Origin of the sequence: Streptomyces sp. NPDC056373, from assembly GCF_042262425.1 — a bacterium.
Taxonomy (GTDB): domain Bacteria; phylum Actinomycetota; class Actinomycetes; order Streptomycetales; family Streptomycetaceae; genus Streptomyces.
This window is the reverse complement of record NZ_JBHJPX010000004.1, coordinates 252,857-277,186: the sequence shown is the minus strand read 5'-3', so window position 1 is coordinate 277,186 and position 24,330 is coordinate 252,857. Positions and strand designations below refer to the sequence as shown.

Annotated in this window: 21 protein-coding genes; 5 read left to right on the top strand and 16 right to left on the bottom strand. The window is 75.2% G+C overall.

Features of this window, described 5'->3' with window-relative positions; translation table 11 throughout:
* Positions 1-4 precede the first annotated feature (4 nt).
* From uppS to ACFCXS_RS10385, 4 genes are all read right to left on the bottom strand, one after another.
* Positions 5-1,996 (bottom strand): polyprenyl diphosphate synthase, encoded by a 1,992-nt coding sequence (gene uppS / locus ACFCXS_RS10400; RefSeq protein ID WP_376642831.1) that lies wholly within the window; start codon positions 1,994-1,996, stop codon positions 5-7.
* A gap of 68 nt (positions 1,997-2,064) precedes the next feature.
* The gene (locus ACFCXS_RS10395; protein ID WP_376642829.1) at positions 2,065-3,030 is read right to left on the bottom strand and encodes a YihY/virulence factor BrkB family protein; all 966 of its coding nucleotides are present in this window, start codon (positions 3,028-3,030) and stop codon (positions 2,065-2,067) included.
* Positions 3,031-3,097: 67 nt separating this feature from the next.
* Positions 3,098-3,340, bottom strand: coding sequence for a DUF6411 family protein (locus tag ACFCXS_RS10390; RefSeq protein ID WP_053672211.1), 243 nt, complete (start codon positions 3,338-3,340; stop codon positions 3,098-3,100).
* A 261-nt stretch (positions 3,341-3,601) separates the two neighbouring features.
* Complete coding sequence (locus ACFCXS_RS10385) at positions 3,602-4,300, bottom strand: ANTAR domain-containing response regulator (RefSeq protein ID WP_376642826.1); 699 nt, start codon at positions 4,298-4,300, stop codon at positions 3,602-3,604.
* Between the two features lie 185 nt (positions 4,301-4,485).
* Here ACFCXS_RS10385 and ACFCXS_RS10380 point away from each other — a divergent pair, with 185 nt between their 5' ends.
* Both ACFCXS_RS10380 and ACFCXS_RS10375 read left to right on the top strand, forming a co-directional pair.
* The gene (locus tag ACFCXS_RS10380) at positions 4,486-4,833 is read left to right on the top strand and encodes an STAS domain-containing protein (protein WP_376642824.1); all 348 of its coding nucleotides are present in this window, start codon (positions 4,486-4,488) and stop codon (positions 4,831-4,833) included.
* Positions 4,830-5,783, top strand: a complete 954-nt coding sequence (locus tag ACFCXS_RS10375; RefSeq protein WP_376642822.1) for an anti-sigma factor RsbA family regulatory protein — start codon at positions 4,830-4,832, stop codon at positions 5,781-5,783. The genes ACFCXS_RS10380 and ACFCXS_RS10375 overlap by 4 nt, the downstream gene beginning before the upstream one ends.
* Positions 5,784-6,159: 376 nt before the next feature.
* Here ACFCXS_RS10375 and ACFCXS_RS10370 read toward each other — a convergent pair whose 3' ends face one another.
* The 8 genes from ACFCXS_RS10370 to ACFCXS_RS10335 all read right to left on the bottom strand — a co-directional run bounded on the left by ACFCXS_RS10370 (position 6,160) and on the right by ACFCXS_RS10335 (position 18,292).
* Entirely contained in the window at positions 6,160-7,197 is a 1,038-nt protein-coding gene (locus tag ACFCXS_RS10370; protein WP_376642820.1) for a rod shape-determining protein, read from the bottom strand.
* A 174-nt stretch (positions 7,198-7,371) separates the two neighbouring features.
* On the bottom strand, positions 7,372-10,674 hold the full coding sequence (locus tag ACFCXS_RS10365; protein ID WP_376642818.1) for an SAV_2336 N-terminal domain-related protein: 3,303 nt from the start codon (positions 10,672-10,674) through the stop codon (positions 7,372-7,374).
* Positions 10,664-11,671: an AAA family ATPase gene (locus tag ACFCXS_RS10360; protein WP_376642816.1), complete on the bottom strand. Its 1,008-nt coding sequence runs from the start codon at positions 11,669-11,671 to the stop codon at positions 10,664-10,666. Before ACFCXS_RS10360 ends, ACFCXS_RS10365 begins: the two co-directional genes overlap by 11 nt.
* A gap of 92 nt (positions 11,672-11,763) precedes the next feature.
* Positions 11,764-13,488 (bottom strand): trypsin-like peptidase domain-containing protein, encoded by a 1,725-nt coding sequence (locus ACFCXS_RS10355; protein ID WP_376642814.1) that lies wholly within the window; start codon positions 13,486-13,488, stop codon positions 11,764-11,766.
* Positions 13,485-13,907, bottom strand: coding sequence for a CU044_2847 family protein (locus tag ACFCXS_RS10350; protein WP_376642812.1), 423 nt, complete (start codon positions 13,905-13,907; stop codon positions 13,485-13,487). Before ACFCXS_RS10350 ends, ACFCXS_RS10355 begins: the two co-directional genes overlap by 4 nt.
* 80 nt (positions 13,908-13,987) lie before the next feature.
* Positions 13,988-15,328, bottom strand: coding sequence for a carboxyl transferase domain-containing protein (locus ACFCXS_RS10345; protein WP_376642810.1), 1,341 nt, complete (start codon positions 15,326-15,328; stop codon positions 13,988-13,990).
* Entirely contained in the window at positions 15,321-16,778 is a 1,458-nt protein-coding gene (locus tag ACFCXS_RS10340) for an acyl-CoA synthetase (protein ID WP_376642809.1), read from the bottom strand. The genes ACFCXS_RS10345 and ACFCXS_RS10340 overlap by 8 nt, the downstream gene beginning before the upstream one ends.
* Positions 16,779-16,840: 62 nt before the next feature.
* Complete coding sequence (locus ACFCXS_RS10335; protein WP_376642806.1) at positions 16,841-18,292, bottom strand: SLC13 family permease; 1,452 nt, start codon at positions 18,290-18,292, stop codon at positions 16,841-16,843.
* Between the two features lie 193 nt (positions 18,293-18,485).
* On the opposite strand from ACFCXS_RS10335, the gene ACFCXS_RS10330 reads away from it, so the two are divergent.
* From ACFCXS_RS10330 to ACFCXS_RS10320, 3 genes are all read left to right on the top strand, one after another.
* Complete coding sequence (locus ACFCXS_RS10330; RefSeq protein WP_376642804.1) at positions 18,486-19,193, top strand: FadR/GntR family transcriptional regulator; 708 nt, start codon at positions 18,486-18,488, stop codon at positions 19,191-19,193.
* Between the two features lie 302 nt (positions 19,194-19,495).
* Positions 19,496-20,374 (top strand): RimK family alpha-L-glutamate ligase, encoded by an 879-nt coding sequence (locus ACFCXS_RS10325; protein WP_376642801.1) that lies wholly within the window; start codon positions 19,496-19,498, stop codon positions 20,372-20,374.
* Positions 20,375-20,430: 56 nt separating this feature from the next.
* Positions 20,431-21,813 (top strand): MFS transporter, encoded by a 1,383-nt coding sequence (locus tag ACFCXS_RS10320; RefSeq protein WP_376642799.1) that lies wholly within the window; start codon positions 20,431-20,433, stop codon positions 21,811-21,813.
* Here ACFCXS_RS10320 and ACFCXS_RS10315 read toward each other — a convergent pair.
* From ACFCXS_RS10315 to ACFCXS_RS10300, 4 genes are read right to left on the bottom strand one after another with little or no spacing between them, the layout of a single operon-like run.
* Positions 21,804-22,412, bottom strand: coding sequence for a hypothetical protein (locus ACFCXS_RS10315; RefSeq protein ID WP_376642797.1), 609 nt, complete (start codon positions 22,410-22,412; stop codon positions 21,804-21,806). The genes ACFCXS_RS10320 and ACFCXS_RS10315 overlap by 10 nt on opposite strands.
* Entirely contained in the window at positions 22,378-23,205 is an 828-nt protein-coding gene (locus tag ACFCXS_RS10310; protein WP_376642795.1) for an FkbM family methyltransferase, read from the bottom strand. Before ACFCXS_RS10310 ends, ACFCXS_RS10315 begins: the two co-directional genes overlap by 35 nt.
* The gene (locus ACFCXS_RS10305; RefSeq protein WP_376642793.1) at positions 23,202-23,423 is read right to left on the bottom strand and encodes a Trm112 family protein; all 222 of its coding nucleotides are present in this window, start codon (positions 23,421-23,423) and stop codon (positions 23,202-23,204) included. The genes ACFCXS_RS10310 and ACFCXS_RS10305 overlap by 4 nt, the downstream gene beginning before the upstream one ends.
* Entirely contained in the window at positions 23,420-24,325 is a 906-nt protein-coding gene (locus tag ACFCXS_RS10300; RefSeq protein WP_376643027.1) for a hypothetical protein, read from the bottom strand. Before ACFCXS_RS10300 ends, ACFCXS_RS10305 begins: the two co-directional genes overlap by 4 nt.
* Positions 24,326-24,330: the final 5 nt, after the last annotated feature.

Here is a 24,330-nt window from a genome sequence, read left to right as displayed (position 1 = left end):
TCGTTCACCCTGCGTCGGCGGGGGCGAGCTCACCTGCCGGGGCGGGGGCCGGGGTCGCGCCGCGGTGGCGCCGGCGCCCGGTGTAGGCGGTGATCGCCTCCCAGAGGTCGCGGCGGTCGGCGTCGGGCCACAGGCCGGGGGTGAAGTGCAGCTCGGCGTAGGCCGTGTGCCAGGGCAGGAAGTTGGAGACGCGCTGCTCCCCTCCGGTGCGCCAGAGCAGGTCGACGTCGGGCATGTCCGGCTGCGGCAGGTGCCCTGCGAAGTCGTCCTCGGCGATCAGGCCGGGCTCCAGACGGCCGGCCCGGGCGCGCTGGGCCAGGGCGGCGGCCGTGCGGGTGAGCTCGTCCCGGCCGCCGTAGTCGATGCACATGGTCAGCGTCAGACCCGTGCGGCCGCGGGTGGTGCGCTCCCGCAGGTGGAGCAGGTCGACCAGGTCGGGGGGCAGGCGGCCGGCGCGGCCGTGCCAGCGCAGCCGGACGTCGAGGTCGCGGAAGGGGTTCTCGGCCAGCTCGTCGCGCAGCAGGCCGAGGATCGCGTCGACCTCCTCCGGGTCGCGCTGCCAGTTCTCGGTGGAGAACGTGTAGAGCGTCAGATGGCGCAGGCCGATCTCCAGGGCGCCGTGGACCACCTCGCGAACGGTCGAGGCACCGGCTCCGTGGCCCGCGTGCCGGGGCAGACCGCGCTGCTGGGCCCAGCGGCCGTTGCCGTCCATGATCACGGCGACGTGGGCGGGCAGCAGGCCGGGCGGGACCTCGGGGGGCCGCTCGCCGCCGGGGTGGGGCGGCGGCGGCCGGAAGGTGCCGGTGGGTGCCGGCCCGGCGGGCGCCGGTGGCCGGTGGGCGGCGGGGCGTTGCGGCGGCGGCACCGTCAGCGGGGTCAGGCTCCAGGCCAGCGCCGAGCGGGCCCGGGCCGGGACGAGGACGCGGGCCCGGGTGCGCAGCGCGGGCCGGGGCGGGGAGCGCAGGAGGTCCGGGCCGGCCGAGTCGACGGCGTCGAGCTGGGCGCGCAGCAGGGCGGCCATCGTGTCCAGGACGGTGGCGGGGCCGGGGTGCATGCCCCGGGTGAGGGCCTCCTGGCTCACCCACTGGCGGGCCAGGCCGGTGAGGTGCGTGACCAGGGCGGCGACGGCGGGGCTCCAGCGGCGCTGCGCCAGGTCGGCGGCGGACCCGGGGTGCTGATCGAGGGCCTCGGCGGGCAGGAGCAGGTCGCCCTGGGCCAGATCGGCGGACAGGTCGGTGAGGATGTCGGTGAGCCGGACGCCGTCGAGGAACTCCTCGTAGGCCTCCCGGGTGTCCAGACGCAGCGCCACGGGGACGCCGGCCCGGTCGAAGACCGTGCGGACCAGACCGAACCAGGGCAGCAGGTTGTCCCGGCCCCAGGCACGCCACTGCGCCCAGTCGGCGAAGTGCCTGCCGCGGGTGTCGTCCCGGACCTGGACCATGGCGTCCCGCAGCTCGGACAGGTCGAGGCGCCAGCGGTTCGCGGTGTCCACCAGGGCGTGCCGGACCGGGTCCGGGCTGGAGCCGGTGGGCAGTTCGCGGTGCAGGGCGGTGATCCAGGCCTCAACCCGGGCGGCCCGCTCGGCGGCGGGCGCGGTGCGGTCGTCGCCGAGGTCGTCGAGGGCGCTGGCGGCCGCCCACAGGGCGTGCAGGGCCGGGCGCAGGGCCGCGGGCACCAGCTGGATCAGCGCGTACTCCGCCGGGTCCTGTTCCTTCGTACGGCGCCGGCACAGCCGGTAGGCCGCCCGCAGCGCCGGGTCGTCGCCGGTCACCGGGAGTCCGGCTCGCTCCGGGGACGCGGCCGGCTCCGGGGTCGCACCTCGCTCCGGGGTCGTGGCTTGCTCCGGGGACGCGGCCGGCTCCGGGGTCGCACCTCGCTCCCGGGTCGTGGCCTGCTCCGGGGTCGCGGCGCGCTCCGGGAGTTCGGCCGGTTCCGGCGATGCGGGGACCGCCTCTCGTCTCGCCGGTGCTGTGGTCGCGGGGGGCACATCGCTCACACCGAGGACGATACGTCCTGGTTCAGCGGGTGGATCACAGGGGCCGGGGTGCGCGTCCGGGACGTCCCTCAAGGCCCCGGTCCCGGATCCGGCCGCACGGCCTCGGTGATGCCGGCCCGGGCCGCCTCCAGTTGGGCGGCGAACGCGATGCCGAGGAACAGCACCACACCGGTCAGGTTGGCCCACAGCAGCAGGGCGACGAAGGCCGTCAGCGGCCCGTAGACGGCGCCGAAGGAGCCGCTCTTCGCGACGTAGAGCGCCAGCAGCCAGGTGGCCGTGATCCACAGCACCAGATGGACCGCGGAGCCGAACGCGAGCCAGGTGTAGCCCGGTTGGTCCCGGCGGGGCGCCCAGCGGAAGATCACCGAGGAGGCGACCCACGCGAGCAGCACGCCCAGCGGCACGTAGAGAGCGTCCCACCGGTCGAGCCAGGCGGAGGACCAGCCGAGGGTCTGCACCACCGCGCTGCCGACGGCGTCACCGGCCACCAGCACGAGGAACCCCAGCACCATCGGCATGCCCGCGGCCAGGGCCAGGAGCAGGGACCGGCCGTACTTGGCCACGAAGGGCCGGTCGCGCTCGATGCCGTAGATGCGGTTGGCGCCGCGCTCGACCTGGGCCATCGCCGAGGCCAGGTTGAGCAAGGCGAAGGCCAGGCCCAGCCACATGGCGACGGCGCCCCAGGCACCGGAACCGGCACTGCGCTCGGTGCCGTGCAGGGCGTCCTCGACCAGTCTCGTGCTGGCGCCGGGCACGATCCGGCCGAGGGTGAGTTCGATGATCCGCCCCACGCTCTCCGTGTGCACGGTGGTCGCCACGCCGACCAGGGCGATGGTGAACGGCACCATGCCCAGGACCACCTGGAAGGCGAGAGAGCGGGAGTTGCTGAAGCCGTCCGCGTAGCGGAAGCGGCTGAACGCGTCGACGAGCAGCCGGCGGCCTCCGTAGCGCCGCAGGGCGGTGAACGCCTCGTCCCCGGAGAGTTCCTCCCCGATCATGTCCCGCGTCTGCGGGACGTGCACTGCGGTGCCCATCGAGAAAGGTCTCCTTCTGCCTGCCCTGCGTACCGCACCAGCATGCCGGGCGGCGCGGCCGCGCGGGTCAGAAGGGCATGCGCCCGCGGGTGCGGCGGCCGGCCGAGCCGCTGCGGCTCACCGCGCGGGAGCTGGTGTGGAAGGGCTTGGCGAAGAGCCGGCCCAGTACACCGGGTGCCTTGCCGCCGGCCCGGGCGCCCGCGCCGAGCGAACGCTGGGTGCCGCGCTCGGGATGGCGCGAGAGGCGGGGGACGAGGAAGGCGAGCACGGCGAGCAGTACGCACCCGGCGATGACGACGGCGACGATCACGAGCAACTCCCTTGACTGGTAGGGGAGGTACGGGTTCCCCGCCGGGCCTGTCGTATGTGCCGTCTCCGTCCCGTCTCCGTTACCGGGACTGGGCCGTCATGGGGACTTCTCCGTACCGTCTCCGTTACCGGGACTGGGCCGTCATGGGGACTTCTCCGTCGTGGTGCCCCTCGGACGCCTCGTCCTCGCCCGGAGTGTGGCCGCTCCTCGTGTACCCCGCTGGTCCGGGGAACACCGCCCCCGGGACCCGCGCGGACCGCCTCAGCCCCTGCGGCGCCGTGCCACGGCCCGCTGCAGCGCGGTACGCAGCTCGTCCGGCGGCGCCGGGCCGTCCGCCTCCGCGCTCGCCGTCACCGCCGCCGCGACGTCCCGCAGCTTCGTGTTCGACAGCTGGGACGTCTCCCGCAGGATGTGCCACGCCTCGTCGGACGCGCAGCCGTGCGTGGCCATGAGGATGCCCCGCGCCTGGTCGATGACGGGGCGGGAGGCGATCGCCTGGCGCAGCTGCTCGACCTCCTCCTGGAGGACGTGCAGGCACTCCGCGCGCTCCAGGGCGACCGCGGAGACGGTACGCAGGGCCGGTGGCGCGGTGGAGGCGGGGGCGGTGGTGTCCAGGCCGGTCAGCGGGTCGGTCGTGTCCAGGCCCGCCAGCTCCAGGATCCGGCGCGGCTGGCCGTTCCAGTTCGTCGCCGTCACCGTCAGGGCCCGCCGCCGGCCGTGGTCGGCCAGCACGTCCAGGAACTGCAGGCCCGCCGTGTCCATGAAGTGCACGCCCCCCATGTCCAGGTCCACCCGCGTGATGGTGGCCGGCAGGCCGGCCAGGGTTCGCGCCAGGATGTCCGCGCAGCCGTGGACGAGTTCGCCCCGGGGGGTGAGCTCGGCTCGCTGCGCGTCCACGCGGCCGCGGATGACCAGGGTGTCCAGCCCTCCCGTGAGATGTGGTGATGCCGCTGAGGTCATGTCACCGCCTTGTCGGTCCTCGTCGGTCGTGTTCGTCTCGCCGGACTGCACGACGTCTCTCGCCCCCGTGGACGTCCGTGTGAGCTGCGCCTGCCCGCCGTACGGCTTACTACACACCGTTTCGGGGAATGAGCTTCTGCCGTACGGGTACGAGCGCTGTGGTCCGGAAACGTGGGGAGAGGGCCTTGAAGACTCGGCATCAGCTCTCGGCGGCCGGCCCCGCGCCGGGCCTGGCGGTGTTCCCGCTGGCCGGGCGGCAGGGCGTCCGGGCGGCGGGGGAGGTCGGCCTGACGACGCGTTCGATCTGGGAAGGCGTGCTGGAAGAGGCTGTTCGCGAAGGTGAGGACGTGTACTACCTGGAGCTGTCCGACGTGACGTTCGTCGACGTCGCGGGCGCCGGTGCCCTCGCGGCCGCCGCCGGGCAGCTGCGGGACGGGCGGCGGTTCGTGGTGCGCCGGCCGCCGGCGGCCCTGCGGCGGACCCTGGACCTGCTGTGGCCCGGACAGACGGGGATCGAGGTGTCGACGTCATGACCACCGCTGTGACCGGCCCCTTCGGGCCCCCGGACCCCTTCGCCCACCCGGCGCTCTTCTACCGGGACGAGCAGGAGTACCTCGACGGCACCCTGCCCTTCGTGCGTGACGGCCTGGATGCCGGCGAGCCGGTCGCCGTCGCCGTGCCCGGCAAGAACCTCGCCCTGATCAGGGACGCGCTGGGGGACGCCGCCGAAGCCGTGCGGCTGCTGGACATGCGCGAGGCCGGACGCAACCCCGGGCGCATCATCCCGGGCGTGCTGCGCGCCTTCGCCGACGCCCAGCCCGCCGGCCGCCGGGTGCGGATCATCGGCGAGCCCGTCTGGGCGGGCCGTTCCGACATCGAGTACCCGGCCTGCGCCCAGCACGAGGCGCTCATCAACGCCGCCTTCCGGGGCCGGGCCGCGACGATCATGTGCCCCTACGACGTGGCGCGGCTGCCCGAGCACATGGTCACCGACGCGTACGCCACCCACCCCACCGTCATCCACCCCGGCTCCCGGGCCGAGCAGGACAGCGCGGCGTTCGCCCCGGAGGACGTGGTCGTCCGCTACAACGAGGCCCTGCCGCCCGTGCCGGAGGCGCTGATGTTCGCCTTCGACTCCGACTCCCTCCCGCACGCCCGGCACGTGGCCGTCGGGGAGGGCGCGCGGCTCGGCCTCGTCGGGGTGAAGCTCGACGACCTGGCCCTCGCGACCGCCGAGCTCACCACCAACAGCGTGGTGCACGGCGGCGGTACGGGCGTGCTGCGGGTGTGGTCCGAGGACGGGTACGTGGTGTGCGAGGTCCACGACGACGGGCACCTCACGGACGTCCTGGCCGGACGCCGGCCCGTGCCCCGTGACCAGCGCGGCGGGCGCGGGATCCTGCTGGTCAACCTGATCGCCGACCTGGTGCGGGTGCACCGGAGCGACAGCGGGACGACCGTCCGCTGCTGGTTCGCCCGCTGACCCGGCCCCGGTGCTCGGGGCCCTCGGGCGTCGGCGCTCAGGCACTCGACGTCGATGGCCGGCGTTCAGGCACCTGGCGTCGGCGGCCGGCGCTCGGCCACTCGGCGTCGGCTCGGCGTCGGCGGCCGGGGCGCGGCCACTAGGCGCCGGAGGTCGGCGCGCGGCGTCGGTGGCAGGGTTCGGGCGCTCGGTGCAGACGGCCGGCGCGCGGCGCCGGTGGCGGAGTTCGGGCGCTCGGCGTCGGCGGTCGGCGCGCGGCGCCGGTGGCGGGGTTCGGGCGCTCGGTGCAGACGGCCGGCGCGCGGCGTCGGCGGCGGAGTTCGGGCGCTCGGCGTCGGCGGCCGGCGCGCGGCCGCTCGGCCTCGGCGGTCCGCGTTCAGGTGCCCAGCGGGTCCAGCGCGAGCGGTGCGATCCTGCCCTCCAGCATGGCGCCGAGTCCCTGCACGGCGCACACGTCCGGGCGTTCGGCGATGTGCACCGGCATGCCCGTGGCCTGCCGCAGCATCTGGTCCAGGCCCGGCAGCAGGGCGCTGCCGCCGACCATCATGATCCCCCGGTCGGCGAGGTCGGCGACCAGGTCGGGCGGACAGTCGCGCAGCACCTTGCCGATGCCGTCGAGGATCGCGGTGAGCGGCGTCTGGATGGCCTCCCGGACGGCCGCGGTGTCGACCTGGACGGAACGGGCCAGGCCCGTGGCGACGTCCCGGCCGTGGATCTCCGTGGAGGCCGGGCCCTGCGCGGTGAGGCCGTTGCCGGACAGGGCCAGCTGCAACGGCCTCACCGACTGGCTCGGCAGCATCAGCTCGTGCTCGTGACGCAGGTGCTGCACGATCGCGTGGTCGACGGCCTCGCCGCCCACCGGGATCCGCTCGGCGGTCACGATCGAGCCGAGGGACAGCACCGCCACCTGCGTCGCCGCCGCCCCGCACACCATGATCATGGTCGCCTCGGGCTGCTCCACGGGCAGGCCGCAGCCGACGGCCGCGGCGATGAGCGTGTCGACCAGCTCCACCCGGCGCGCACCCAGCCCGACGAGTGTCTCGATCGCGGCGCGCTGGGCCAGCGGGTCGGCGTCGTGCGGGGTGCAGGCCGCGGCGCGCAGGATGGGCTTGCGGCGCAGGCCGCGGCGCATCTTGTCGCCGAGCAGGTGCCGCAGCATGCGCTGCGCCATCTCGATGTCCACGACCGTGCCGCCGGAGACCGGCCGGACCACCCGGATGTAGTGCGGCGTGCGGCCCGTCATCTTCTCCGCGAGCTCGCCGACCGCGATCAGCGCGCCGGTGCGGGTGTTCACGGCCGCGGCGGACGGCTGGTCGACGACGAGACCGGCGCCCTTGACGTAGACGCGTGTGCGGGCCGCCCCCAGGTCGACGGCGAAGTGGCAGCGGCGCAACTGCTCCAGACTGGCGGTCATTGGCAGGTCCTCCCGAGAGCACAGACCGTGGGGGGCCGCCAGGTGGCGGGCCTCGCATTCGTGGGTCCGCCGGGACGGCGGGCCTCTCCTTCGCATCGTGCGCGGGAGGGGACCGGGCCGCCTTTCCTGGGGGGCCGGGCGGGGCGCCGCCGAACGGGGGGTTCCGCGTGTCGGTCACAGGGAGACCGCGGCCTCCAGCAGGGGCGCGAGGGAGGGCACCGTGGACTCGCAGCCGGCCTCGCGCAGCCGCCGTTCGGTGGTGCCGTTGCGGGCGAGACCGACGAAGCGCAACCCGGCCCGCTGGGCGGCGGCCAGCTCGGCGACCGTGGAGCCGATCACCAGACCCGTCGCGGCCGACCCGGCACATGCGTCGAGGGCCCGCAGCATGCAGTCGGGGTGCGGGGTGAGCAGAGCGAGGTCCTCGGCGCGCCCGTGGACGCCGGCCAGGGGCAGGGCGCCGTACGGCCGCAGATAGCGCGGTACGGCCTCGGCGCAGACGTCAGTGACGATGCTGACGCGGCGGCCGGAAGCGTGCAGGGCGCGGACCAGGGGCGCGGAGTTGTGCGTCGCCGGGGCGTGCGGCACCGCCCTGAGTTCGATCTCGTCCAGGCGCTCGCGCAGCAGCGGGCCGAGCGGGTCCTGTGCGAAGGCCCGGAGCACGTCCAGCGGATGGGCGAACGTCTCGCGCACCGGGCCCGGCAGGGCGTGCCGCGGATCGCGGTGCTCGTCGACGAGGGCGAGCAGGCCGAGCACGGCCTCGCGCGCGGTGCTCGCCGAGAACAGGCGGGCCATCGGGCCGTCGAAGCCGACCAGGACCGTCTCCGCCTCCCCGAGGAGCCGGGGCAGCGGGAGCCGCCCGGAAGCGGCCCCCTGTGGTCCGGGCAGGGCCGCGCCCTCCGGGCCCAGCTGCACCGACGCCGTCACCGACAGCCCGGGCACCGGCCGGCGGCGCAGTCCGGCGTTGACCGCGCGCTGGGCGGCGCCCGCCCGGCGCAGCGGATGCCTGCGGGTGATGCGCCCGGCCTCCTCCAGCAGGTGGCCGAGCAGCGTCTCGGACACCCGGCCGACCTCGGCCCGTACGAAGGCGACCGGGTCGTCCACGTGCCAGGACAGCTCGACCGCGGCGGCGAAGGCGCCCTTGCCGGAACTCGGCAGGGAGACCCGGTGGTGGGCCTGGTGCGTGGTGAGGTCGACCTCGTAGTAGGTCACGAGCCGCGGCTCGCCGTCGCCGGGCGCCGTCACCGGGCTGAGGAGGGTCAGCGGGCCGTCGGGCCGGGTGTGGACGACGGCCCTGCGGCCCGGGACCGGTATGCCGAGCCGGCGCAGGTCGCGCGTGATGAAGGGGCCCTGCACCAGGTCGCGGGCCTCCGGCTGCGGGGCCCGGGCGGGGGACAGCGGGCAGTACCAGGCGATGGGCGGGGGGTCCGTGGCACCGTCCTCGAAGAGGGGCCGGAAGCGCTGGGGGCCCTGGGCGGCCGAGCTGGCCGCGAACTGCTCGTAGAGGTCCGGGGAGACGATCACCTGGATGCCGGCGGGCACACGCGGCGGCTCGGGCGGCGGACCGGGCCGGTCCCAGAACGTGACGGTCAGCGGCGGCGGATCCACCAGCCCGGAGAGGACCTCGGGCAGACCGCGCAGGACGGCGGCCAGGACGGGCAGGAGGTAGGTACCGGGTTCGGTGCGGACGTCGTAGCCGCCGCCGCGCACGCGCACGTCGAACTGGTGGGGGGCGAGCGCGCCGCGGGAGAGCATCTCGTGCACCGCGTGTTCGAGGGTGATGCGGGCCTCGGGGCGGCCGGTGAGGTCGTCGGACTCGAAGAGGATCCTGGGGGCGGCGGTCCCCGTACCCGCCTGCGGGTCCGTCCCGCCCAGCCGTCGCACGGTCTCCTCGCTGACCGTCGCGAACGCCGGACCCGCGTCGCCCTTCCCGCCGGCGGTCTCGGCCCGGAACTCCCCGGCCGCGAGCCCCGCCCGCTCGTCGATCAGCCCGCCGACCCTTTCGAGGAACTCCCGGGTCCGGCCGCGGGCCGTGCGCGGCAGGGAGCGCAGCAGCAACTCCCGTACGCCGGACCGGAACGCGTAGGAGCCGGGCGGCCCGGGGACGGAGGTGAGCATGCCGCTGAGGATGACCTCGGCCAGGTGCTGGGGGCGCGGGTCGCGCTCCAGAGTGCGCTGGACGAGGCGCATCACGGGCACCGAGGGGACCGCCAGCGCGAGATGCCCGGCGAGGCGGAAGGCCTCCGGGGACGCGGTCGCGCGAAAGCGCAGGACCAGGTCCTCGGGGGAGACGGTGGTGATGTCGGGGGTGGGGTCGGTGGGGGGCGCCGGAGCGGGCGGCAGCCAGGCCGCCGCGCCGGGTGTCCGGGCGCCGTCCGGGCCGGCGAGCAGGGCGGCCCAGTGGGCGAGCCAGGGGGCGCCCGGTTCCAGGACCGGTAGCGGGAAGGCCGGGGCCGGGGGTGGCGATGCGTCGTACGGGGGCGGTGAGGCGTCGTACGGGGTGAACGCGAGGGTCGCCGTGGGGGCCGCGATGGTGGGGGCCGTCAGCAGACCCGGCTCGGCGGGCAACGCCGTGGTGGCCCACAGGCGTTCGGGGAGCGGCTGGACCACGGCGAGCGGCATGCGGCGGGCCCAGCGCCGCAGGGTGCGGTACCAGCGCTCGCCCGCCTCGCCCGGCCGCCACTGCGGGCCCGTGCAGTCGCTGACGACGAGGGTGGCCGTGCGGCCGTCGTCGAGGACGGGGACCTGGCGGGCCCGGCCGTCGGGCGTGGCGGGGTGCAGGGTGACCGTGCGGAAGACGCCCGACTGGGCGAGCGCCGTGTGCAGTTCGCTCACCAGGGGCCGCCAGACCGGCATGGTGGGGCCGGTGTCGTGCACGAGGTTCAGGCGCAGCCAGCGGTCGGGGGCCGGGCGCAGTACGGGCAACCACATGTCCGGGTGGGCGCCGAGCCGCGCGATCCGGTCGGCCGTCGCCCGCTCGTCCAGCAGACGTGAGTGCGGGGAGGGCACCTTGCGCTGCAGCGGGCGCAGGGCGCGTTGCAGTGCGAGGGGACGGGGCAGCATCGGGGGCGCGGGCGCGAGGAGAGGTGACCCGCCGCCGGGGCGGTCGTGGGGGTGGTCCGGTGAGCGGGGGGCCGGCAGCCGGAGGGGGACGCGACCGGAGGTGACCCGGTCGGCGGGCACGGCTGCGGGCACAGGGGCGGCGGGGGCCTGCTCGGCGGGGCCGGTCGCCTCGTCACCGGCGGCGGGCGGCCCCGGAGCGACCGGCCGGCCGGTCCCGGAGCGGGGCGCGCCCTCGCTGACAGGAGCCTCGGCGGGGACCGGACGGCCGGTCTCGGACTCCCCGGCAGGTGGCTCCAACTGGTGTGCCAGCCATACGAGTTCCGCGAGCTCCCGGGGTGTCGGCGCGGTGCCCGCCGCGGACAGCGCCGCCGCCAGCCGGGCGACCGGGGACGGCCCGGGTCCGGCGTCAGAAGCCATCGCCGTCGGCCGCCGCGCTGAGGTACGGCATCAGCTGCTCGGCGAGGTCGTCGCGGGACTCGGCGTCCAGGCCCGCCACCCCCGTGAGGTAGAGGGCGTTCAGCAGCTGGTCGGTGGCCAGTTCGCCGCCGGAGGCCCGTTCCAGGAAGCGGGTGATCAGACGGTCCGCCTCCCCGCCCGGCGTGTCCAGATGGGCCCGGACGATATGGGTGAGCTGGTCCCGGCCGGGGCGGCGCAGCTTCAGCCGGACGCAGCGGCGCAGGAAGGCGGGCGGGAACTCGCGCTCCCCGTTGCTGGTCAGCACGACGAACGGAAAGGCCCGGCAGCGGACCCGGCCGCGGCGGACGGCGACCGGCGTGTCCGTGCCGTCGGCCAGGACCTCGGCCGCGCCGTCGCCGGAGTGCCGGGCGGCACGCACCAGTTCGGGGATCTCGTACTGGCCCTCCTCCAGGACGTTCAGCAGGTCGTTCGGCAGGTCGAGGTCGCTCTTGTCGATCTCGTCGACGAGCAGCGCGCGGGGCCGGTCGTAGGGGAGCAGGGCCGTGCCGAGCGGGCCGAGCCGCAGGTGCTCCTCGACCCCGCCCCGGTCCTCCCGCGCCTCCCGGGCCGCGTACAGCCGGGACAGCGGGTCGTACTGGTAGAGGCCGTCCGCCAGCGAGCTGCGGCTGGTGATGTTCCAGCGCAGCACCGGGCCGAGCCGCAGCTCGCGTGCCACCGCGTAGGCGAGGGACGACTTGCCGGTGCCGGGCGGGCCGGTCACGAGCAGGGGGCGGCGCAGGCAGAGCGCGGCGTTGACGAGCCGGACGCTCTCCTCGCCGGCGACGTACGACTTCGCACGGTGCACACGGTCGGGGGAGACGGCCGTCGCGTCGTCGCCGTCGTGCGGCGGCGGCAGCGCCGGCCCGCCGTCGAAGGCACGCCAGGGCGGCGGGGCGGGCAGGTCGTCGATGCCGTCGTGCGGCTCGTCGCGGCCGGTGTAGACGGACCAGTGCGGCATGGGGAGTGGTCTCCGCTCTCCGTTTTCGTGCGGGTGTTTCTCGGGGCGCGTCGTATGCGGGTGGTTCTCGGGGCGCGTCGCGTGCGGGCGGGTCAGGCCACCGGCGACCTCGCGTGCGCGGCGGCGACGGCGTGCGGGTCGGCGAAGACCCGCGGGTCGTCCCAGAGCAGCTGGATGCCGTGGGCCCAGTGGCCCTGCTCGGCGAGCGCCTCCTCGCGCAGGGCGAGGACGTGGAGCGGGAGTTCGGCGGGCGGCACGGCCATGACGTGGGCGTCGAGCGCGTCGAGGAACGCCTTGCCGGTGCAGCCGTCCGCTCCGGCGCACTCCTCCTGCCCGGAGCCGCAGCCGCCGCGTGACCACACGATCACCGGGGCGGGCGCGGCGAGCGAGGTGTCGAAGTGGGCCCGGGTGCGGGCGGCGGCCGGGGCGGTGCCGAACCCGGCGAGACACGCGTCGCGCTGCCGCAGCCGCAACCGCAGCCGCCCGGGCTCCTCCGGACCGCCGCACTCCACCCGGTGCATCCGTGCTCCCGGCCAGGAGTCCAGGCGCTTCCACGCCCGGGTCAGCACGTGCCGGGTGCTGGCCTTGCGACGGGCGTGGTCGGTGACGACCAGCGGGTAGACGCAGCCGAGCGGCGTGTCGTCGTCCGGGGCGCTCTCCCAGCGGTCGACCGGCCAGTCCAGCCAGTCCCGGGGGAGCGCGAACGCCACCAACTCGTCGGCGCCGGGCGTCAGATACCGGAAGGCCGTCTCGATCCCCTCCTGCACGTACGCGGGCAGCCGGTGCTGCTCGACCGTGCCGGAGTCGACCGGGTGGCGCCGCCCCTCGCTGTACGCGGACACCTCGACCCGGACCAGACCGTCGCCCGCTCCGCTGTGCCCGAGCTCGACGAGGATCGGCGACCAGTTCGGAGCCGACGGTTCGGTGGCCGGGGCGCGCAGCAGGTCCTGGAGCCGGTCGGTGAACCGGGCGACGGTCCGCGTGGCGCCCGGGCCGTCGAGTTCGCACAGCACGAACAGGGCCGCCGACCACAGCGAGTCGAACCCCTCCTCGGGCGGCGGAGGGTCGAACGGATCGGCCGCCGCCGTGTACAGCCGCACCGGGTCGCAGTCGACGCCCGCACGGGCCGCCCTCTCGACCAGGGCCCGCAGCCGGGCACGGTCGGCGGTGGCGTGCTCGGACGTCGGGACCAGGCTCCGCAGGCCCGGCCAGTAGCGGGCCATGACCTGGGTGGGCATCATCCGGCCGGTGCGCACCTCTGTGCGGCCGGCGTCCGCCGTGACCATGCCGACGACCTCGCCGGTGCCGGCCAGGGTGACGGCGGCCCCGCTGAAGCCGGGGGCCAGGGGCTGGCCGCCCTGGTGCCACGCCTCCAGCTGGAGCCACTCCCGTCTGATCAACTGCGGTGCCGTGACACGGCATTCGGTGAGGGTTCCCTCGTCGAAGCCGCGCGGGAACCCGTAGACGACGAGCTTGCGGGCCGTCGGGCCGTGCGCCGCGTCGACCGGGGCCAGCGCGGCCGGGGCCATCGGCATCTCCCGGTCCAGCTCCAGCACCGCCAGGTCTCCGGGGTCGGTGACACCTCCGGCCCAGCCGCCGTGCGCGACGACCCGGGCGGACACGGCCGGGGTGCCGGGCCGCTCGGTGAAGGTCACCGCCAGGCCCTCGCCGTCGCCCACGACATGAGCACACGTCAGTACCGTGCTCGGGGTGACCAGGAAGCCCGCTCCGGCCACCCGGCCCCGTAACTCGATCCGGGCGTGCCACTCGGCGCTGTTCAGGGCACTCGCCGCTGCGCTGTCCACGGCGCTGCTCATGAGGCGGCGCCGGCCCCCGGGGCGGACGCGGCATCCGATGCTGCGGCACCCGGTGTGGTGGCATCCGGGGTGGACGGGACGTGCGGCGCCGAGACGGTCTCCGTCGTGGACGGGGACCAGGTCAGCCTGACCACCAGATGGCCCTCGGCGGTGCCCTTGGCGATGAACGCGCCCGTCTCGGCGGCCAGTTTCACCCCGAACTCGATCTCCACGCCGTCGGGCCTGAGCGAGCCGTCCCGGAAGACGCGCAGCGCGGACTCGGCCGCCGCCCGCACACCGTCCAGGGCGCCCTCGAAGGTGCGGGCCGCCTGGACCGTGCCGTCACCGCGGGAGACCAGCCGGGAGCCGGACCGCTCCTCCACCGCCTCGACCGCGACCACGGCCCCGTCACCGGTCTTGAACTCGACCAACCCGTCCACGACACCCCCGTCGTCCGATTGCGCTGGGCGGCACCATTGTGACGGAAGGTACTCGATGACGCGGAGGGCATTCACCGAACTCACCCACCGACGGTCCCCCGGATCACCCCCAGCTCCACCAGGTCCTGCGGCCGGATGCGGAGCTGGTCCGCCGTCGACTCGACCTCGCGCGGGGGCCGTTTGAGGATGGCCGCCGCGAGTTCCGGCGCGATCACCGAGAAGTAGCTGTCGGGTGTGGCCCAGGTGTTGCCGGGGGCGGCCAGGGCGAGGGCGCCGCCCGATCCCCCCTCGCCGATCACCAGCGTCGTCACGGGGGTACGGGCGCTCGCGACCACCCCGAACAGGTCGGCGATCGCCGCGCCCGCGCCCTGCCGCTCCGCCTCCGCGTCGTTCGCCGCGCCCGGGGTGTCCACGAGGGTCAGCACCGGGATGCCGAGCCGGTCGGCGAGGCGGATCAGCCGGGCGGCGGTGCGGTATCCGGCGGGGCGGGTCGCGGTCCCGGTCTGCGCGGCGTACGCGACCGTGCGGCCCTCGTGCGTGCCGAAGCCGCACAGCATGCCGTCCGGGTCGGTGCCGCCGCAGCGGTCGCCGCTGATCGCGACCCGGTCGGTGAAGTAGGCGTCCAAGTAGGCCGCAGCACGCGGCCGTTGCGGGGAACGGGCCCGGCGGACGGCGTCCCAGCCGGTGACGGGCAGGACCGCGGACCCGCCGAGCGCCTCCGGTGGCGGGGCGGGCGTGCCGGACGGGCACATCAGCAGCCGCAGCCATCGCCCGAGCGTCTCGCGCAGCTCCTGTGGCCCTACGACCGCGTCCGCCGCGCCCGCCGCGACCTGCGCCTGCGCCGTGTACGCCGCCGGGTCCGCGTCCGCCGGGCGCACCCGGGAGCCGGCGAAGCCCACCTGGGCGCCGGGCAGCGCGAGCGTCACGTCCGCGCCCGCGCCCAGGGTGGCCCAGCCGCCTCCGGTCGTCGGGTCGCGAAGGACCGCGACCTGCGCGAGACCGGCCTCCCGGGTGAGCGCCGACTGGCGGGCCACCCGCTGGAGCTGGGTCAGCGCGAGCATGCCCTCCTGCATGCGGCTGCCGCCCGTCGCCACCAGCGGCACCACCGGGCAGCGGCGGTCACGGGCGTGCGCGTACGCCGCCTCCAGCCGGTCGCCGGTGCGCTCGCCCAGGGAGCCGCCGAGGAAGCCGAACTCGAAGGCGATCAGCACGGCCCGGACGCCGCCGACGCGGGCGGTGCCGCAGACCACGGACTCCTGCTCGCCGGTGCGCTCGGCGGCACGGGCGCGCGAGGCGTCGTAGCCCGGCCAGGCGAGCGGGCCGTCGGGCCGTGACTGCCGTGCCGGGGCGGGGAGTTCGGCGAAGGTGGCGTCGTCGGCGACGGCGCTGACCACCTCGCGGGCGGAGCGGAGCTCAGTCATGGGCCAGCGCCCGCTTCATGATCTTCCCCATGTCGTTGCGGGGCAGTGCGTCGAGGTGGTGCACCACCCGCGGCCGCTTGTGCGGCGCGAGCCGCTGCGCCACATGGTCCGCCAACTCCTCCAGCCCGGGCGGCGACTGGGGATCCGCGGGCACGATCCACGCCACGACCCGCTCGCCCAGGTCGGCGTCCGGCTCCCCGGTGACGGCCGCCTCCCGCACCCCCGGGTGTTCCAGGAGCGCGTTCTCGATCTCACCGGCCCCGATCTTGTAACCACCGCTCTTGATCAGGTCGGTGGCCTGGCGGCCGACGATCCGGACGTAGCCGTCGGGGTCGCGCACCGCCACGTCGCCGGTGCGGAAGAAGCCGTCGGCGGTGAAGGCGGCGGCGGTGGCGTCGGGGCGGTTGAGGTACTCGGTGAACAGGTTCGGCCCCCGCACCTGGATCTCGCCCACCGTCTCCCCGTCGTACGCGGTGACCTCCGAATCGTCCTCCTCGACCAGCCGCAGCTCGACACCCGGCAGGGGCACGCCGACCGTGCCCGGGCGGGCCTCGCCGTCGGCGCGGACGGCGGTGTTCATCAGCGTCTCCGTCATGCCGTACCGCTCGATCACCCGCCGCCCGGTCGCGGTCGCGATCCGGCCGTGGTCGTGCACGGGCAGCGCGGCGGAGCCGGAGACCAGCAGCCGCGCCCCGGTCAGCGCCTTCACCAGGTCCGGGTCGCTCGTCACCGCCTCCGCGATGCGGTGGTACATCGTCGGCACGCCGAACAGCATGGTCGCGCCGGTGTTCAGCTCGCGGGCCACGCCCTGGGTGGTGAAGCGGCCCAGGTGGCGCACCGCCCCGCCGCGCCGCAGCGGGCCGAGCGTGCCCAGGACCAGGCCGTGCACGTGGAACAGCGGCAGTCCGTGGACGAGCACGTCGTCCCCCGTCCACTGCCAGGCGTCGGCCAGGGCGTCCAGGGTGCTCGCGACGGCCCGGCGCGGCAGGACGGCGCCCTTGGGCGGGCCGGTCGTGCCGGAGGTGTACACGATCAGGGCCGGATCCTCGTCCCCGGCGCTGTCCTCGGGGGCCGGGCCGGTGGCGTGCACGTCGACGTCCACGCGGGTGAGGTCCCGCAGGGGCGCGGGGAGCAGGTCGTCGGGAGCGGTGAGCACGAGTTCGGGGGCGCTGTCGGACAGGATGTGCCCGAGTTCCTTCTCGCCGGACTTGGGGTTGAGCGGCACGGCCGGGACTCCGGCCAGGAGCGCGGCGACCACGGCTACGGCCGTCTCCATCGTGGGCGTCGCCCAGACGGCGACCCGCGTGGCTCCGCCGATGCGGCCCGTCAGCGCTCCGGCCGCGGCGGCGAGCTGCGCGTAGGTGAGGGAGCGCTCGCCGAACCGGAGGGCCGGACGGTCGGCCGCGATGTCGGCCGGGCTGTCGGTCAGGGCCGGGAAGAGAGGGGGCACGCGTCACATCTCCTTGACTGTTGCCTGCTGTTGTCCGAGGGCTGCGGGTCGGCCCGGCCGGGTCACCCCCAGCCGGGGACGACCATCACCAGCCAGGCCGCCGCCGGTACGACCGCCACCACAATCCCTCCGTACACCATCAGCTGCCGGAAGAAACGCTCTCGGTCCACGTCCGGGGCGGCGGCGAGGACGAGCGCGCCGTTCGTGGAGAACGGACTCACGTCCACGACGGTCGCCGACACGGCGAGCGCGGCGATCATGCCGATCGCGCCGATCTCGCCCCGCTCCAGGAACGGCACGGCCAGCGGGATCAGGGCGCCCATGATCCCCACGGAGGAGGCGAACGCGGAGACCAGGGCGCCGATGTAGCAGAGCAGGACGGCCGCGAGGAGCGGGACGCCGATGCCGCCGACGCCCTCGCCGGCCCAGGTGATGGTGCCCATCTCGTCGAGGACGCCGACGTAGGTGAGGACGCCGCAGATGAGAAGGACGGTGGGCCAGGCGATCTGGCCGGTCGCCTTGCGGCTGTCCTCCGGCCAGGCGGTGCTGAGGACGACGGCGAGGGTGATGGCGGTGAGGCCCGCGTCCAGGTCGAAGACCAGGACGGCGACGACCAGGGCCAGGAGGGAGGTGAGGGTGGCTGTGCGGGCGGGGGTGAGGCGGGTTTCTGCCGGGCTCGGGGTGGGGGTGGCCGTGGCGGGGTGGGTCCGCAGCCGGGCGGTGCCGGGTGCAGCCGCCCCCACCTGTGCCGCCCCAGCAGCACGACTGCCCGCGGTGGGGGCGGGGCTGTCCGTGGCCGGGGCCGAACCGCCCGCGCTGGGGGTGGAGCTGCCTGCTGCCGGTGCGGGGCGGCCCGCTGCCCGGGTGGGGCCGCCGCCGGGGCTCCCGCCATCGGCCACCGCCCCCTGCGCCCACAGCTTCAGCCCGCCGCACACCACGAACACCACCGCCGCGATCACCAGGTTCGCCGCGAGTGACGCCAGGAACAGGACGACCTCGTTGCCCGGGAGCTTCTCGCGTTCCACGATGCCGTTGACGATCGAGCCGTAGATGCTGATCGGGGAGAAGCCGCCGGCCTGGGCGCCGTGGACGACCATCGCGCCCATCAGCAGCGGGCTGATCCCGTAGCGCGCGGCGAAGCTCAGGGCGATCGGGGCGACGATCGCCACGGCGGCCGGGCTGACCGCGCCGATGGCCGTGAGCGCGCCGGTCAGGGCGAACATCACCCAGGGGATGAGCGCCACCCGCCCCCGCACGAGCCGGACCGCGGCGTGCACCAGCCAGTCGGTGGTGCCGTTGGCGCGGGCGATCGCGAAGAGGTACGTGACGCCCACCAGGACGACGAACAGGTCACCGGGGAAGCCGGCGAAGATGCCGTCGGCGTCGAGGTCCGCGACCAGCCCCCCGACGGCGAACGCGGCGGCGAAGGCCAGCGCGCCCATGTTGACGGAACGGGTGGTGGCGATGACGAACACCACGACGAGGACGAGGATCGAGATGAGTTCGGGGGACATACGGGCTCCCGTCGTTGGGCCCCGGAGCGGCTGGGCGCACCTCCAGTGGCCGAGTGGCTGAGCCACTTGAGGTGCGTTGGTCGAACAGCGTGGGTGCGGGCCGGGCGCCCGTCAAGGGGGTGCGTGAGAATTGGCTCAGCCACTCCGCCACTGTGCAGGGCCGGTGTTACGCTCCCGGCGAGAGGGGGAGCCCGTGACCGACGCCTTGCGCCCCATGACGAAACAGCGCCTCTACGAACAGGTGCTGGAGCGGCTGCGTCAGTACGTCGCCGAGGGCGGTCTGCGGGCCGGTGACCGGTTGCCGCCGGAGCGGGATCTCGCCCAGCGGCTCGGGGTCAGCCGGGCCTCGGTGAAGCAGGCGATCGTGGTGCTGGAGGTCCAGGGCCTGGTGGAGGCCCGGCACGGCGGGGGCACCTACCTCGTGCGGGACAGCCTCGACACCGAACCGGTCGAGCGGATGGTCGAACGCCGCCGGCGCCTGCCCGACGTCCTGGAGGCGCGGGAGGCGCTGGAGACGAAGCTCGCGGAGCTGGCCGCCGAGCGGCGCACGGAGGACGACCTGGCGGAGCTGCGCTCGGCGCTCGGCGTGATGACCGAGGAGATCGAGGCGGGCGGCCACGGCGCCGAGGGCGACCGGCTGTTCCACGCGGCCGTGACGGCGGCGGCCCACAGCAGTCTGCTCGCCGAGTTCATGCGCTCCATCGCCGAGCAGATCGCCGAGAGCCGCACCGAGTCGCTGCGCCAGCCCGGCCGCCCGTCCCGCTCCCTCTCCCAGCACCGGGCGATCCTCGACGCGATCGCCGCCGGGCAGCCCCGGCAGGCCGCCGCGGCCATGCGGCGTCACGTCCGCACGGTGGCGAAGGTGCGGCTGCTGGACTGGGAGCCGGGGGAGGAGGGCTAGGGCCCCGGGGGCGGTCCGGTCCCGGGCCGTCCGGTCAGTTCTCCACCACGTCCGCGACCACACAGCTGACGTTGTCCGGCCCGCCCGCCGCGTTCGCCGCCGCGACCAGGGCCTGGACGGTCTCGTCCGGGGACGCGGGCGTGACGAGGAGTTCCCGGACGCGGTCCTCGCGCTCGTCCGTTCCGCCACCGATGCTGGGGCTTCACCAAAGGTGAAGGTCAAACGGGGTGTCGCGGTTCCGGACGGGATTGTTAGCCTGCGACGGACATCGAATCGATCGCCCGTACGAGGATGGAGTCGCCGTGACCGGCACCCCGCGCATCGCCGTCGTCACCTACGACCCCCGCGGCGAGGAGCACAAGGACCGGGACCTGCCGGTGCTGGTGGCGGCGCTGCGGGAGGCCGGGGCCGATGCCGTCGCCGTCCCCTGGGACGACCCCGCCGCTGACTGGGCCGCCTTCGATCTCGCCCTGATCCGCTCCACCTGGGACTACAGCTGGCGCGCCGAGGAGTTCACGGCGTGGGCCGAGCGGTGCGGGAAGGCGACCCGGCTCGCCAACCCGGTCGGGGTCGTGCGGTGGAGCGCCGACAAGCGCTACCTCGGGCAGCTCGCGGAGGCCGGAGTGCCCACTGTGCCCACCCGGTACTTCGCTCCCGGCGATCCCGTAGAGCTGCCCGCCGACCGGGAGTTCGTCGTGAAGCCCGCCTCCGGGGCCGGCGCCCGGTACGCCGCCCGGCACCCGGCCGGGGAGCGGGACGCCGCCGTACGGCAGGCCGGGCGCATGCACGCCGAGGGGTTCACCGTCATGGTGCAGCCCTACCTGAGCAGCATCGACACGCACGGCGAGCGGGCCCTGCAGTTCTTCGGCGGACGTCTGCTGCACGCCAGTGTCAAGGGCGCCGTCCTCGCGCCGGGCACGCCGTACGACGCGGACAAGGTCGCCCACCCCGACCTGCGCCGCTGGGAGCCGACCCCCGCCGAACTGGCCGTCGCCGAGCGGGCACTGGCCGCCGTCCCCGTCGACGCGGAGCTGCTGTACGCACGTGTGGACCTCGTCACCGGGCCGGACGGCGAGCCGTGTGTGATGGAGCTGGAGCTGATCGAGCCGAACCTGTTCCTCCATCTGCACCCGGACTCGGTGCCGCGGGTCGTGCGGGCGGTGCTGGCCGCCGCCGGCTGACCACCACGGGTGGGGCATACCGCCCTCGGTGGGGCTTTTGGTGTACTGGTAGGGCCATGCCCTCTCCCGAGCCGGCCCCGCAGCCCGCGCGACGGTCCTGGGCACCGCTGCTGGCGGTGTGCGCCGGGTACTTCATGGTGATCCTGGACGTGACGGTCATCAACGTCGCCGTGCCGGTGGTCGGGCGGGAGCTGTCGGCCTCGCTCACCGGCATCCAGTGGATCACCGACGGCTACACCCTGGTCTTCGCCGGGTTCCTGCTGACGGGCGGGGCACTGGGGGACCGGCTGGGCAACCGGCGGGTTTTCTGCTGGGGCGTGGCGGTGTTCACCGCGTCCTCGGCGGCCTGCGCGCTCGCGCCCGGCACGCCCTTCCTCGTGGTGGCCCGGCTGGTGGAGGGGCTCGGCGCGGCGCTGATCGTGCCCGGTTCGCTGGCCCTGCTCCAGCAGGCGTACCCGGAGCCGGACGTCCGCTCGCGGGCCTTCGGGCTGTGGGGTTCGATGGCGGGCATCGCGGCCTCCGCCGGGCCGCTGCTGGGCGGGCTGCTCGTCTCCACGGTGGGCTGGCGCTGGGTGTTCCTCATCAACCTGCCCGTCGGCGCCGCCTGCCTGGCGCTCACCCTGCGGCACGTGGCCCGCTCGCCCCGGCGCGCCGACCGGGCCCTGGACTGGCCCGCGCAGGTCGCCGTCGTCGCGGCGGTGGCCCTGCTGACCGCGGGGCTCAACGAGGCCGGGCGGCGCGGCTGGTCCGACCCGGCCGTGCTCGCCGCTCTGGGCCTGGCCGTACTGTCCGCCGCTGCCTTCGCCCTGCGCGAGCGGCTGGCCCGGTCCCCCGCCCTCCCGCTGAGCCTGCTGCACTCACGCGCCATGAGCGGCGGAGCCGTGATCGGCCTGCTGTTCAACTTCGGCTTCTACGGCATGGTGTTCACCGCCAGCCTGGAGTTCCAGCACCAGCGCGGCTACAGCGCCCTCGGCACCGGTCTGGCCCTGTTCCCCGCGGTGGCGATGACCATGTTCGCCTCGGTCCTGTCCGGCCGGCTGTCCCGCCGTACCGGCGACCGGCCGCTGGTGGTCTCGGGCATGCTCCTGGCCGCCCTGGGCCTGGCCGGCTGGGCCGCGGCGGGCGCCGATCCGGCCTACGCGCTCCTGGTCGCCCCGATGATGGCCGCGGGCTTCGGCACCTCCTTCGCCCTCACCGGCTCGACCGCCACCGTCATGGGCGCCGCACCCCCGGCCTACTCGGGCGCCGCCTCCGCCCTGTTCAACACCACCCGCCAGGTCGGCAGCGCCACCGGCGTCGCCCTCGGCGGCAGCCTCCTCGCCTCGGCCGCGAACTACGGCACCGGGATCAGGACCAGCATGGGCATCGGGGCCCTCGCCTATCTGGGCGCGGCGGTCCTCGCGTGGTGGTGCGTACCGGCGAGGACCAGTCAGCCCTGACGGCCGGTGACCGACACCCGCTGCAACAGCCCCCAGGTGAACTCCGCGACGGCCTCCCGCCGCACCCCCTGCGCGTCCGGCGCGGTGAACGCCAGACCCCACCGGGTCGGGGCCGTGCCCTCCAGGGGGCGGGCCGGGGCGAAGGCCCGGGCCGCCTCGTCGACGGTGCAGGACCAGGGGGTGAGATCGTCGAGCGTGCGCAGCTCCGAGCCCGGGGCGCCGGGGGCGCGGACCAGCCACTCGTTCCACACCGCGCGGTTCGGGGCGGTCAGCACCTCGAAGCGCAAGGACGGCCAGAGGGGCACCGGCCACAGCCAGGCCTCGCAGTCGAGATCGCCGATCCGGCGGGGCGTGCGGGACTCGGGGTCGCCCAGTACTTGACGGTAGCGGGAGAGGGGCGCGCGGGAGCGCGGGGAGCGGACCATCGCCTGCCAGCGCCTGTTCGCCTCGCGCATGTCGGCGATGGACACCCCCAGCTCATGGCGGGCGTCCTCCACCAGCCCGGGGTTGTGGTCGGCCATGCGGCGCAGCAGCACCAGCTGGAAGTCGAGCGGGGTGAAGGGGCTAGCGGGGTGCTTCGCGGAGGGCATGGGACCCATCGTCGCCCACCGGGGCCCTGCCGGGACGGCGGCCGTCGGGCAGGAACAGCACGGAGTTGACGTAGCGCGGGCCCCGCCGGAGCGGGGAGGGCAGGACGCGGCGGAGCAGACCGTGGGAGACGACGTAGGACGCGTCCGCCTGGTGGTCCTCCAGCGGGAACCTCGCCAGCGGCACCCAGGTGTCGCCGGGCAGGACCCAGCCGTCGTAGCCGAGCAGGGACAGATAGGTCACCACCGGCGCGATCGGCTGGATGCGGGACTCCAGTTCCACGAACAGGGCCGGCCGGTCACGGGCCAGCAGTCCCGTCGCTCCGCGCAGCACCGCGGACTCGTTGCCGTCCACGTCGATCTTGATGAAGCCGACATCGCGCAGGCCCAGCTCGTCCAGCGTGACGCAGTGCACGTCCAGCGCGCGGCCGTGGATGTCACGGCGGACCAGCGAGGACACGCCCCGGTCGCCCGAGTCGTCGGACGGCAGCCACAGCCGGGCGATGCCCGGCCGGTCCGAGGCCGCCGCCCGGACCACCCGGACGTTCGGCAGGGCGGCGGCGGCCAGCAGCCGCGCCAGATGGGGCACCGGCTCCACCGTCACGACCTGCCCGGCGAGGCCGGACAGGCGGTGCGTCCAAGGGCCGTACCAGCCGCCGACGTCCACCGCCGTGCCACAGCCCGGCGGACACAGCTCGGCGAGCCGGGCCAGCTCCGGTTCGAACCGGGGGTAGAGCGCCCGGGCCGTCGCGGCCACCAGGCGGGTGGGCAGCAAGGGGGCGACGCGGGCCGCCAGGCTGGTCACCGGGCCATCCTCTTCAGGAGTTCCTCGTGCTCGTCGTCCGGCACCTGCTCGCCCGAGGACGGCAGCAGCTGCGGGATGCCGTCGGTGATCGGGTAACGGCGGTGCAGGCGCGGGTTGTACAGCGACTCCTCCCGCCCGGCCTCCTCGGCCAGCAGATGCAGCGGGCCCTTGTCGATCGGGCAGGCCAGGATCTTCAGCAGCGGGTCGTCGGGCTTCACGGTGAGGTCAGCTCCTTGGCGGGTGGGGAGGGTCGGGGAGAGGTGTCGTGCTTCGGCATGGTCAGCAGCACGGCCACCGCCAGGGCCGTGCCCGCCACCCGCAGCGCGAGCCGCAGCGGCTCGTCGGGCAGGGCCTCGCCGAACGACAGCGTGCCGAGCACCGCCGTGAACAGACTCGTCACGGTCGTGCACACCGGCACGATCAGCGAGGCCCGGCAGCGTTGCAGCGCCGCCTGCGACATCACCAGGCCGAACACACCGGTGAACGCCAGGAGATAGGGGTACGGGGAGCTCAGCAGGTCCAGGAGGGCACCGCCGATGCCGTCGGTGGTCAGACGGCTGGAGACGCCCTTGATGGCCAGCGAGCTGACCCCGTACAGCAGGCCCACCGCCACGCCGTACTCGACGCCGGTCGTCGGGCGCCGGTGCCGGTTGCGGGTGCGCCGCTCGGCGGAGCCGTACAGCCACACCCCGGCCGCCAGCGACGGCACGCACACCAGCAGGACCAGCGGGTAGGGCGCGTCCTGGCTGACGGTGTCCGCTCCCTCCCGCAACGACAGCACCACCATCAGCAGCGCCAGCAGGATCGCGCCCAGCGCGTACCGCTCCCGCCCGGACGTCTCCTCTCCGAGCAGCCGCGCCGACAGCAGCACGAGCAGCACCAGGCCGGAGACGAAGATGCCCTGCGCGGCGGCGATCGGCAGGGTGCGGTAGACGACGAGTTGCGCGGCGAAACCGGCGGCCAGGGCGAGGGAGCCGCCGATCCACAGAGGGCTGCCGACGACGAGGCGCAGCAGCCGGCCCGGCTGCCGGATCGTCACCTCGGGCAGGGCGGTGAGCGCCCGTTTCTCCAGCACGAAGCCCAGGCTGTACAGGGTGTTCGCCAGCAGGGCCGCGGCCACTCCCC